The organism is Plantibacter sp. 2H11-2, assembly GCF_050031945.1.
In the GTDB taxonomy this organism is placed as follows: Bacteria; Actinomycetota; Actinomycetes; order Actinomycetales; family Microbacteriaceae; genus Plantibacter; species Plantibacter auratus.
Genome location: NZ_JBNBBL010000009.1, coordinates 155,097 through 166,031, shown reverse-complemented (window position 1 = coordinate 166,031; position 10,935 = coordinate 155,097). Strand labels below are relative to the sequence as shown.

Sequence of the window (10,935 nt, the reverse complement as noted above, 5' to 3'; positions counted from 1 at the left end):
CGGAAGCTAAGACTCTTTGCGCCGATGGTACTGCAGGGGGGACCCTGTGGGAGAGTAGGACACCGCCGGACTTCTTCGTTGAAATGGCCACCCAAGGTTCTTGGGTGGCCATTTTGCGTTAACACGCGCAGCGTGTTAACACGCGCAGCGCGTTAACACGCGCAGCGCGTTAACACGCGCAGCGCGTTAACGCGCAGCGCGTTGAGTTGTACAAACACGAATTTGCAAAACGCCTGGTCACAGCGTACGCTTGACCCTTGGTGTGGACGCTCCATGTCCACATCGTGTCCACGATCCCCACCGCTCACGCAGACCGGGATCGCGCACGCCGACAAGAGATCTTGGGCAGGGCAGTCGCCCTGCGGTAATGAAGGAGAAACTACTATGGCAGCAGTGTGCCAGGTGACAGGAGCCGTTCCCGGCTTCGGTCACAACATCTCGCACTCGCACCGTCGCACGAAGCGCCGCTTCGACCCGAACGTGCAGAAGAAGACCTACTACGTGCCCTCGCTGCGTCGTAACGTCACCCTGAAGGTGTCCGCCAAGGGCATCAAGGTGATCGACGCCCGAGGCATCGAATCCGTCGTCAAGGACATTCTCGCTCGTGGGGTGAAGATCTAATGGCTAAGCAGCAGGACGTCCGTCCAATCATCAAGCTCCGTTCGACGGCTGGTACCGGTTACACGTACGTGACCAAGAAGAACCGTCGCAACAACCCAGACCGTCTCGTGCTCAAGAAGTACGACCCCGTAGTGCGCAAGCACGTTGAATTCCGAGAGGAGCGCTAAACATGGCTAAGAAGAGCAAGATCGCCCGTAACGAGCAGCGCAAGGTTATCGTCGACCGCTACGCCACGAAGCGCGCCGAGCTGAAGAAGGCCCTCGTCGACCCCGCCGGGACCGACGAGTCGCGTGAAGCAGCTCGCCTCGGCCTGCAGAAGCTTCCTCGCAACGCTTCGCCGGTTCGCCTCCGCAACCGCGACGCGATCGACGGTCGCCCGCGAGGCAACCTCTCGAAGTTCGGCATCAGCCGCGTTCGCTTCCGCGACATGGCGCACAAGGGCGAACTGCCCGGCGTCCGCAAGTCGAGCTGGTAACACCCGCTCAGTCGGAGCTCACATTCCGCTGACACAGCATCGCAACACCGAAAGGGCCGTCCGCATCGCGGGCGGCCCTTTCGCGTTGTCGGCGACAGCTGCAAGGATCGAACGATTCCCACATCCATGGAGGAGGCGCTGCTGGACGTCCGCACGCAACGAGCCATCGCCCTCCTGGTCGCCGGCTGCTTCTTCATGGAGAACCTCGACGGGACCATCCTCACCACAGCTGCACCGAGCATCGCGCGCGACCTCGGGACCTCGTCGACGGCCGTGGGGCTCGCGGTCACCGCGTTCCTGCTCACGGTCGCTGTCCTCATCCCCGTCAGCGGCTGGCTGACGGACCGGTTCGGTGCCAAGCGCATCTTCGCACTTGCGATCGCGGTGTTCACGATCGCCTCCGTGCTGTGCGCGTTGAGCTCGAGCCTGCCGATGCTCGTCGGCTTCCGGGTGCTCCAGGGTGTCGGCGGGGCGTTGATGGTGCCGGTCGGCCGCTTAGCCGTGCTCCGGGTGACGCCCAAGGAGCGGTTGATCCAGGCCATCGCCCTCCTGACGTGGCCCGCCCTCGCCGCCCCGATCATCGCGCCGTTCCTCGGTGGGGTGATCACCCAGTACGCCTCCTGGCACTGGATCTTCCTCATCAACGTGCCGATCGGTGTCGTCGCCTTCATCGTGGCGCTCCGCATCGTCCCCGACTTCGCCGCCGACGAGGTGCCTCCGCTCGACTGGCTCGGCCTGTCGCTCGCCTGCGTCGGGCTCGCGTCGCTCCTCGTGGCGGCGTCCCTGGTGTCCGGCGCCGGGTTCGACGCCCGGTGGTTCATCGGGTCGCTCGTGGCAGGTGTCGTCCTGCTCGCCCTCGCGATCCGGCACCTGTTCCGTGCCCCCCACCCATTCGTCGACCTCCGCTCGCTGCGCATCGAGACCTTCCGTCTGGCCAACGCCGGGGGCAGCGTCTACCGGCTCACCATCAGCGCCGTCCCCTTCCTCCTGCCGCTGCTCTTCCAGGACGCATTCGGCTGGACGCCCGTCCAGGCCGGTTCGATGGTGCTCTTCCTCTTCGCCGGCAACCTCGCGATCAAGCCGGCGACGACCTGGATGCTGCGGCGGTTCGGATTCCGTCTGGTGCTCGTGTCGTCGAACCTGATCGGAGTCCTGTGCATGGCCGGGATGGCGTTCCTCACCGCTGACACGTCGATCGTGCTCATGGCACTGCTGCTCTTCCTCAGCGGGGTCGCCCGGTCGATCGGCTTCACGGCGTACAACACCATCACCTTCGCCGACGTCGAACCCGCTGCGATGTCTCGCGCCAACACCCTCAACTCGACCCTGCAACAGGTCGCGAGCGGCTTCGGTGTCGCCGTCGGAGCGATCCTGCTGACGACCGGATTCTCCCTCGAGGACGGGGTCGGTGGCGGCCAGCTGCTGCCGTATCAGTTCGCGTTCCTCGCGATCGCCGTCCTGACCCTCTTCCCGACGATCGAGGCGTGGTTGCTGTCGCGAGCTGCCGGGCACAGCGTCATCGGGGTCCGCTGAGCGGCCACACCGACGGCTCCCAGCTGGGAAACGACCGACACGCAGGCCCGATTGTCCGCGTAGAGCGGAGAAATCCGCGAAATCTCGCGGATTGCTGCTACATTCGAGGCGGTCACACCGACCAGTTGGTGCCGTATCAGCGACACCTTCGCTACCAACACATCAGCTGTACGTTGCAGCAACGTCCGAGGAGGACCCTCACAATGGCAAATTTGAACAAGACCGAACTCGTCGCCGCCATCGCCGCATCGACCGGCCAGAGCCAGGCGACCGTCGGCAGCGTTGTCGACGCGCTGTTCACCACCGTCGCTGAGACCGTCGCCACGGGCGGCAAGGTCTCGATCCCGGGTTGGATCGCCTTCGAGCAGACCGACACCGCCGCTCGCACGGGCCGCAACCCGCAGACCGGCGCCGAGATCCAGATCCCGGCCGGCAAGCGCGTCAAGGTGACCGCCGGCTCGAAGCTCAAGGCTTCCGTCAAGTAAGTCGTCGCGGGCGTCAGCCCGCACGGACTCGGACCACGGAGACACTCCGCCGGTTCAGACCACACAGCAGGGCGTCGCGAGAGCGACGCCCTGCTGTCGTTCGTCCGGGTGCCGTCCGGGGTGCGGCGAGGTGTCGGCGGCTCGGCCTAGCATTGCTGTCATGCGGATCCTCCACACCTCGGACTGGCACCTCGGCCGTTCGCTGCACGGGGTCGACCTGCTCCCCTTCCAACGCGACTTCCTGGCGCACCTCGAGCAGACGGTCGTGGACCACCAGGTCGACGTCCTCCTCGTCGCCGGCGACATCTACGACCGCGCCATCCCGCCGGTCGAGGCGGTGACGCTCCTGTCGGAGTCGCTCGGGCGGCTTGCTGGCCGCACCCGCGTCATCCTCGCCCCGGGCAACCATGATTCGGCCATCCGGCTCGGCTTCGGCGCCGCCATGCTGCGCGACGGGATCGACATTCGCGCCGACCTCGCGCGGGTCGGCGAACCGGTCCTGGTGGACGACGAACACGGGCCCGTCGCCTTCTACCCACTGCCCTACCTCGACCCCGACACCGCACGAGGGGTGCTGGCCCCGGACGACCAGCCGCTCGCGCGGTCGCACGCCGCCGTCATGGGTGCAGCCCTCGCGAGCGTCCGAGCCGATCTCGCGCAGCGTCGCGAGCACGGAACGGTCCGATCGGTCGTGGCTGCGCATGCCTTCGTCATCGGTGGTCTCGCGAGCGATAGCGAACGCGACATCCGGATCGGCGGGGTCGATGCGGTGCCCGCCCAGTTGTTCGACGACTTCGACTACGTCGCGCTCGGCCACCTCCACGGTGCGCAGCACGTCGGGGCCGCGACGGGCGTCGAACGCATGCGGTACTCCGGGTCGCCGCTCGCCTACTCCTTCTCCGAACGCAACCAGGTGAAGTCGAGCGTGCTGGTCGACCTCGCCGCCGACGGCTCCGTGCACCTGGAACTGCTGCCGGCGCCGGTGCCCCGTCGGCTCGTCGACGTCACCGGAACCCTCGCAGAGCTGCAGGGCCCCACGGGAGACGACGCCGTCGACGCCTGGGTGCGCGCCACGGTCACCGACGACGTCCGGCCACCGGAGCTGTACGCGACGCTGACCCGGCGCTTCCCGCACCTGCTCGTCTGGTCGCACGCGCCGGCGAACCGTTCCGAGGAGGTTCGCGCCGCAGCCGTCACGGCGGTCTCCGACCCGGTCGAGGTCACCGCCGAGTTCATCGAGTACGCGACGGGTGCACCGGCGACCACTCGCGAGCGGGAGCTCATCGCGGCGGCGAACGAGGCAGCACTCGCCGCGGAGGTGAGTGCCTGATGCGCCTGCACCGACTGACGCTGCAGGCCATCGGACCGTACGCCGGTGAGCACACCATCGACTTCGTCGAACTCGGGCGGGCTGGTCTGTTCCTCCTGGAGGGCCCGACCGGAGCCGGCAAGTCCACGATCATCGACGCCATCGTGTTCGGGCTGTACGGCGAACTCGCCGGTACGGGGGCCAGCAAGGACCGCCTCCACTCGCACCACGCGCAGCCCGGGACGGAACCGTTCGTGGAACTCGTCTTCGAGACCGGATCCGGCGTGTACCGGGTGCGGCGGACGCCGGCCTACCAGCGGCCGAAGCAGCGCGGTGCCGGCTTCACACCGCAGCAGGCGAGCGCCACCCTCGTCCGCCTGACCGATCCCGACGCACTGGCCGGAGAGACCCTGTCGACCCGCGCACAGGAGATCGGTCCTGAGATCAGCCGGATCGTCGGTCTCACCCGGGAACAGTTCGTCCAGACCATCGTCCTCCCGCAGGGCGAGTTCGCGAAGTTCCTCGCCGCCGGCGGTGAGGAGCGCAGCGAACTGCTCCGGTCCCTGTTCGGGACGGAGCACTACGAGCGGGTCGCCAAGCACCTCGTCGAGCAGCGTCGGCAGGCCCAACGCGACATCGAAGGCGCACGAGAGGCGCTGGGCCGCGCGATCGCCCGGTTCGCTGGAGCGGCCGAACTCGACGACGCACGGGAACTCGTCGCGGGCAAGGGAGCGGACACCCCGGCCGGGATGGACGTCCCCGCGGCGGTCGATGCCGACTCAGGTGCTCCCGCGACTGCCGGTGATCCGTCGGCTGCGGAGCCCGACCCAGATCCCGACGTCGCGACCCTCGCGGTCCCGCTCGAAGCCGATTCCGAAGACCTCGGCGGTGACGCCACGCGTATCGTCGCCGTCCTCGAGCGCCACGCCGCCGCCGACGCCTCGACCGCTGGCGAGGCGCGGGTCGCCCTGGAGGGCGCTCGCACCGAACACGCCGCGGCCCAGACACTGCTCGCGTCCATCGAACGTCGCGCGGAGCTGCTGACCGAGCGCGAGCTGCTCTCGGTGGACGACGAACCGGTCGCGCGGCTCTCCGAACGGATTGCGGCAGGGGCTCGGGCGGACACCGTCGCGTCCGCGCTCGCCGGAGCGGCCACGGCATCGGCGGCGCTCCAGGATGCCATCGCGTCGCTCACCGCGATGGAGGAGCAGGCCGACGAGGCGATCGTCGCACTCGACGACGCGTCCGTCGCCGCGTGCCGCGAATCCCTCACCGTCGAGCGAGCGTCGATGGCGGCCGTGCTCGTCCTCGAAGCCGCCGACGCCGACCGGGAACTCGCGCTCGCAGCACTCGCCGAGGAGCTCGCGACCGTCGACGAACGGCTCGCCGAGCTCGCAGCGGAACAGACGCGACGGGACGCCCGCCGGGCAGCGCTCAGCTCGGCACCGGAGCGCGCCTCGCGTGCGGCCACCGAGTCGGCCAGGGCCGCCCGGTCCGTCGAGCGCGCGGCTGAACGCCGTGCGGTGCTGGATCGGGTGGACGCGGCCGACGAACGCCTCGAGGGGCTCGCCGACGAGGTCACCGAGGCCGCCACGGCCGCGAAGGCGGCGATCGACGTCGAGACGTCGCTGCGCCTCCGGAGGATCGAGGGCATGGCGGGTGAACTCGCCACCGGCTTGCGGGACGGCGAGCCGTGCAGCGTCTGCGGTTCGCTGAGTCATCCGGCGCCCGCGGTGCTCGACGGAGACCACCCCGACGCGGACGCGGTCGAAGCGGCATCCGTCGCGCGGGCCGATGCCGAGGCGACGATGCAGTCGGCGCAGAACGCCCGGGACATCGCCCGGGCGGAGCGTCGTCGCCTCGTCGAGCAGTTCCTCGCGCTGGCCGACGACCCGGGCGACGTGGCTGCAACCGGCTCGTCCGACGCTTCGACGGCGACGACCGGCTTCGACCCGGTCGCTGCGCGGGCGGCCGTCGATGCGGCCGCTGCGGAGGCCGACAGGCAGTACGCGGAGGCCGTGGTCACCGCCGAGCAGGCGGACGCCGAGGTCGCGGAGGCCGGGCGCCTCGCGGACGAGCACCTGGCCGGCGTGGTCGCGGTGTCGGAACGCACCGCCACTCGGGCGACACTGACCGAGCGGCTCGCCGCCGCGCAGCGCGCCCACGAGCAGGCCCGCGCCGAGGTGGCCGGTGTCCTCGCCGGTCGAGCGGCTTCACTTGCCGAGCTCGACGCGATGCTCGAGGCCGAGCTCTCCTCGCTGTCCCTGCTCGCGGCGGCACGAGCGACCGTCGCTGACCGGCGCCTGCGTGACGCCGAGCGCGCGGTCGAGCTGGAGGCGGGACTCGAGCGGGCCGGGTTCGCCGACCGCGCGGCCGCGGAAGCCGCAGTCATGAACGGGGTCGAACGGGCGAGCGCCGAGGCGCGGGTGGCCGACCACCTGCGTCACACGACCGCGAACGCGGAAGCACTCGCGAGCCCGGCCATCGCCGGAGTCGCCGGTACCGCCGCACCCGACGTCGAAGCGACGGCCCGACGACTGGCCGACGCCGAGGCGGCAGCAGGCACCGCGACCGCAGCGGCCGCCGTCTCCGCACGACGAGCGACCAACGCGGCGGCGGCCTGCACGGCGCTCGCCGAGGCGGCCGACGAGAACGCCGACGCGGTCCGCGAGGCCGCGGCCGTCGTCCGCCTCGCCGACGTGGTGTCGGCCACGGGCAGCGAGAACAGCACGAAGGTCACCCTCGGCACCTACGTGCTCCTGCGCCGCTTCGAGGATGTCGTGGCGGCGGCGAACGCGCGCCTGGAGTCGATGTCAGGCGGGCGCTACGAGCTCGTCCGCAGCGACGTCAAGGAAGGACCCTCCCGCAGCCAGCGCGTCGGGTTGTCGCTCACGGTGCACGATCACCGGACCGACCGGCGTCGCGATCCGAAGTCGCTGTCCGGTGGCGAGACGTTCTACGCCTCGCTCTGCCTCGCACTCGGGCTCGCGGACGTCGTGACGGGCGAGGCCGGCGGTGTCGAGCTCGGCACGCTCTTCGTCGACGAAGGGTTCGGCAGCCTCGACCCCGAGACGCTCGACACCGTGATGGCCGAGCTCGGTCGGCTCTCGGCCGGCGGCCGCGTCGTCGGCGTCGTCAGCCACGTCGAGGAGATGAAGCAGCGCATCGGCGAACGCATCGAGGTGCGGCGGCTGGAAGACGGCTCCTCGACCCTGCTCGTCCGGGCGTGAGCGGCGCCCTCCGACAGGCTCAGGGACCGAGCGCCGGCTGAGCCCGCTGCGGTCGGGGTTCCCAGCAGCGCCGCGTAGGCTTGCAGCGTGAATCGTGTCGTCCGCCTCGCGGGTCCTGCCCTCCTGCTCCTCGTGGCTGTGGCGACCCTCCTCGCGGGTCTGGCCTTCGGCGGTGGAGCGGATGCGCAACTCCTGGGCGACCCCGGCGCCGTCGTGCGGTGGGGGCTCCCGATCGCACAACTGCTCGTCAACCTGAGCGCCGCCGTCACCATCGGCGCGTTGCTCATGGCCTGCTGGGCGCTCAGCCCGGACCGGCGCGAGTACGGCGCTGCGCTCGACGTCGCCGCAGCCGGCGCCGCGGTCTTCACCGTCGCCTCCGGCGTGACGGGCTTCTTCACCTTCCTGAACGTCACGCAGGTGCCGCTCACCTTCGACGACGCGTTCGGCGCGAAGCTCAGCCTCTTCTTCACCGGGATCGAGTCGGGCCAGGCCTGGCTGCAGACGACCCTCATCGCCGCGGCCGTGACGGTGCTCTGCTTCGCCGTCCGCAACCACACGGTGCTCGTGTTCGTCTTCGGGCTGTCCCTCGTGTCGCTGCTGCCGATGGCCCAGCAGGGTCACTCCGCCGAGGCCAGCGGGCACAACGCCGCCGTCACCGCGCTCGGCCTGCACCTCGTGTTCGCCGCCATCTGGCTCGGCGGTCTGCTCACGCTGGTCTTCATCCGCAAGACCCTCGAAGACGGCCGGCTCGCCCCCGTGCTCATGCGGTACTCGACCGTGGCACTCGTGTCCTTCGTCGTCGTGGCCGTCTCCGGATACGTGAGCGCCGAGCTGCGCATCGGCTCGCTCGACCGCCTGGGCACCCCGTACGGCATCCTCGTCCTCGTCAAGGTCTTCGCCCTGCTGGCGCTCGGCCTGTTCGGTGCGCTGCAGCGTCGGGTGCTCATCGGCCGCATCGAGCGGTCCGCCGCTGCACGTGCGGACACCCCCGCGGGCCGCACGGGCACCTTCTGGTGGCTGGTCGCCCTCGAGCTCGGGTTCATGGGCATCGCCTCCGGTGCCGCCGCAGCCCTCGCGAAGACGGCCCCGCCGGTCGACCAGACCGTGCCGACCGCGCCGACACCCGCGGTGCTGCTCACCGGGGAGGAACTGCCGCCGGAACTGACCTTCGCGCGGTACTTCACCGAGTGGAACATCGACCTGCTGTGGTTGCTCGCCTGTGCCTTCGGCATCTTCTTCTACATCGCGGGTGTCGTCCGCCTCCACCGCCGTGGCGACTCCTGGCCGATCCTGCGCACCGTCAGCTGGGTGCTCGGGCTGCTCGTGCTCTTCTACCTCACCTGCGGTGGCATCAACGTCTACCAGCCGTACCTCTTCAGCGTGCACATGCTCGGGCACATGGGCCTCACCATGCTCGTCCCCGTGCTCCTCGTCCCCGGAGCGCCTGTCACACTGCTCGCGCGGGCGGTGCGGAAGCGCTCGGACGACTCCCGAGGGGGTCGGGAGTGGGTGCTCCTGGCCGTGCACTCGAAGTTCGCGGGGATCATCTCGAACCCGATCGTCACCGCGGTGCTCTTCGCCGGATCACTCTGGGTGTTCTACTACACGCCGCTGTTCCGCTGGTCGATGGAGGACCACATCGGCCACGAGTGGATGGTCGTGCACTTCCTCATCACCGGCTACCTCTTCGTGCAGTCGCTCATCGGCATCGACCCGGTCCCGTATCGCCTGCCGTACCCGATGCGGCTCCTGCTGCTCTTCGCGACGATGGCGTTCCACGCGTTCTTCGGGCTGGCGATCATCTCCTCGACCGGGCTGTTCCTCGCCGACTGGTTCGGGGCGATGGGACGCACGTGGGGGCAGGCACCGCTCCTCGACCAGCAGACGGGCGGCGGGATCGCCTGGAGCGTCGGCGAGATCCCGACCCTGGCGCTCGCCGTCGCGGTCGCGATCTCGTGGAGCAAGAGCGACGCGAAGGACCAGAAGCGACTCGATCGCAACGCGGACCGCACGAACGACGCGGAGCTCAACGAGTACAACGAGCGTCTCGCGCGCATGGCGGCCAACGACACCCGCTCCTAGCCCGCGAACTGTCACTCCGGAACAGTGTGAGGGGTGTCGGACTGTGTCGAAGTGACAGTTCGCGGGCTTCAGCGGAGGTCGATGTAGAGGGAGCCGTCGTCGCGGATCGTCACGAACGCCGACAGCGTGAACGGGACGTCCTCGTCGAGGGTCGAGACCGTGCCGTCGAACAGCGACTTCACGTCGACGACGAGGTGCGCGGCTCCGGCCGTCGCCGGCATCTGCCAACCGGTGTCGCCCGGCTGCACCGCCACCACGGGGTAGGCCGCGATGGACCACACCGGTAGGTCGTCCACGCGATCGCGGATCACCATGCCGAACGGGCACCCGGTGGGCTGGAGGACCTGTTGCGTGGCGCAGTTGTCGAGGTAGCCGTCGATCTGCGTCTGGACCTCCCCGACGAAGTCCGAGGTGGCACTCGCGGTCACCTCGGCATCGACGACGCTCGCGACCTCGGTCGTCGTCGCCGTCTCCACTGACGCCGCCAGGTAGGTGGTGTCGACGTCGAAGTCGACGCTGCCCGGCGTGAAGGTGAGGAGCGGGATGGTGGAGGTGAAGGCCCCCTCGGTCCCCTCCGCGACGCGGCGGGTGTCGAGCTCGAAACCGTTCGCCCGGAACCCGGTCGTGTGCGCGACCGTCAGCTGGACGACGCTCAACGGGCTCGTCTCGAAGCGCCACGACGGGAACAGCCCGAAGGTGCGCTCGCCGCTCGTGATCGAGAACACCGTGCTGTGCGGCTGCCCAGCGAGTCGGTACGAGAAGGTGACCTCGTGGGCGCCCGAGCCCGTCGTGACGTCGGAGACGAGGCGCACGTCCTCGATCGTGCCGAGCGCCTCGCTCCGGAGCAGAGCGTCCGAGCTCTCGGCGGGCAGGCCCGCGTCGGCGAGTTCGGCGGAGCTCAGGGCGACTCCGGGCAACGCGAGCGCGGTCGCGGCGTCGTCGTCTGCGAGGGCGTCCAGGTAGCCGCGCGCGAAGGAACCGGCGCCGTAGACGTCGCGGGCGACGGCCGACCAGGCGGAGACGATGGCCGCGACGAGCAGCGCCGCGATGCAGAGCCACAGCACGACGGCGCGGACGAGCGCACCGCGCACCGTTCCCGGGCGTCGCAGCTCCCCACGTGTCGCGACATGGCTCATCCTGACATCCTAGGCGGGCACCTCGCGTAGGATTGAAGGGCGAAAACGGGAGGGAACCGAAGCA

Annotated in this window: 9 protein-coding genes and 1 rRNA gene; 9 read left to right on the top strand and 1 reads right to left on the bottom strand. The window is 69.7% G+C overall.

The features are described from left to right. From rrf to ACQG07_RS16765, 9 genes are all read left to right on the top strand, one after another. A 5S ribosomal RNA gene (rrf, locus tag ACQG07_RS16805) occupies positions 1 to 71 on the top strand; the annotation flags it as partial. A gap of 313 nt (positions 72 to 384) precedes the next feature. Next, positions 385 to 621 carry a 50S ribosomal protein L28 gene (gene rpmB, locus ACQG07_RS16800; RefSeq protein WP_056010522.1) on the top strand — a complete coding sequence of 79 codons (237 nt, stop codon included), beginning with the start codon at positions 385 to 387 and terminating at the stop codon, positions 619 to 621. Continuing rightward, a complete protein-coding gene (gene rpmG, locus ACQG07_RS16795; RefSeq protein WP_056010525.1) occupies positions 621 to 788 on the top strand; it encodes a 50S ribosomal protein L33 in 168 nt (55 codons plus the stop codon). Before rpmB ends, rpmG begins: the two co-directional genes overlap by 1 nt. Before the next feature lie 2 nt (positions 789 to 790). Further along, positions 791 to 1,096 (top strand): 30S ribosomal protein S14, encoded by a 306-nt coding sequence (rpsN, locus tag ACQG07_RS16790; RefSeq protein WP_064294760.1) that lies wholly within the window; start codon positions 791 to 793, stop codon positions 1,094 to 1,096. A 126-nt stretch (positions 1,097 to 1,222) separates the two neighbouring features. Next, positions 1,223 to 2,629 carry a DHA2 family efflux MFS transporter permease subunit gene (locus ACQG07_RS16785; protein ID WP_426738886.1) on the top strand — a complete coding sequence of 469 codons (1,407 nt, stop codon included), beginning with the start codon at positions 1,223 to 1,225 and terminating at the stop codon, positions 2,627 to 2,629. Between the two features lie 203 nt (positions 2,630 to 2,832). After that, positions 2,833 to 3,114, top strand: a complete 282-nt coding sequence (locus ACQG07_RS16780) for an HU family DNA-binding protein (protein ID WP_064294762.1) — start codon at positions 2,833 to 2,835, stop codon at positions 3,112 to 3,114. Positions 3,115 to 3,274: 160 nt separating this feature from the next. Further along, positions 3,275 to 4,444: an exonuclease SbcCD subunit D gene (locus ACQG07_RS16775; RefSeq protein ID WP_426738885.1), complete on the top strand. Its 1,170-nt coding sequence runs from the start codon at positions 3,275 to 3,277 to the stop codon at positions 4,442 to 4,444. Continuing rightward, a complete protein-coding gene (locus ACQG07_RS16770) occupies positions 4,444 to 7,653 on the top strand; it encodes an AAA family ATPase (protein ID WP_426738884.1) in 3,210 nt (1,069 codons plus the stop codon). The genes ACQG07_RS16775 and ACQG07_RS16770 overlap by 1 nt, the downstream gene beginning before the upstream one ends. Before the next feature lie 87 nt (positions 7,654 to 7,740). Continuing rightward, entirely contained in the window at positions 7,741 to 9,735 is a 1,995-nt protein-coding gene (locus ACQG07_RS16765) for a cytochrome c oxidase assembly protein (RefSeq protein ID WP_079707440.1), read from the top strand. Between the two features lie 68 nt (positions 9,736 to 9,803). Here ACQG07_RS16765 and ACQG07_RS16760 read toward each other — a convergent pair whose 3' ends face one another. After that, entirely contained in the window at positions 9,804 to 10,871 is a 1,068-nt protein-coding gene (locus ACQG07_RS16760; RefSeq protein ID WP_426738882.1) for a hypothetical protein, read from the bottom strand. Positions 10,872 to 10,935: the final 64 nt, after the last annotated feature.

Coding starts and splice junctions, on each gene's coding strand:
- rpsN (WP_064294760.1), top strand. CDS start 791: ATGGCTAAGAAGAGCAAGATCGCCCGTAACGAGCAGCGCAAGGTTATC.
- ACQG07_RS16785 (WP_426738886.1), top strand. CDS start 1,223: ATGGAGGAGGCGCTGCTGGACGTCCGCACGCAACGAGCCATCGCCCTC.
- rpmG (WP_056010525.1), top strand. CDS start 621: ATGGCTAAGCAGCAGGACGTCCGTCCAATCATCAAGCTCCGTTCGACG.
- ACQG07_RS16775 (WP_426738885.1), top strand. CDS start 3,275: ATGCGGATCCTCCACACCTCGGACTGGCACCTCGGCCGTTCGCTGCAC.
- rpmB (WP_056010522.1), top strand. CDS start 385: ATGGCAGCAGTGTGCCAGGTGACAGGAGCCGTTCCCGGCTTCGGTCAC.
- ACQG07_RS16780 (WP_064294762.1), top strand. CDS start 2,833: ATGGCAAATTTGAACAAGACCGAACTCGTCGCCGCCATCGCCGCATCG.
- ACQG07_RS16770 (WP_426738884.1), top strand. CDS start 4,444: ATGCGCCTGCACCGACTGACGCTGCAGGCCATCGGACCGTACGCCGGT.
- ACQG07_RS16760 (WP_426738882.1), bottom strand. CDS start 10,871: ATGAGCCATGTCGCGACACGTGGGGAGCTGCGACGCCCGGGAACGGTG.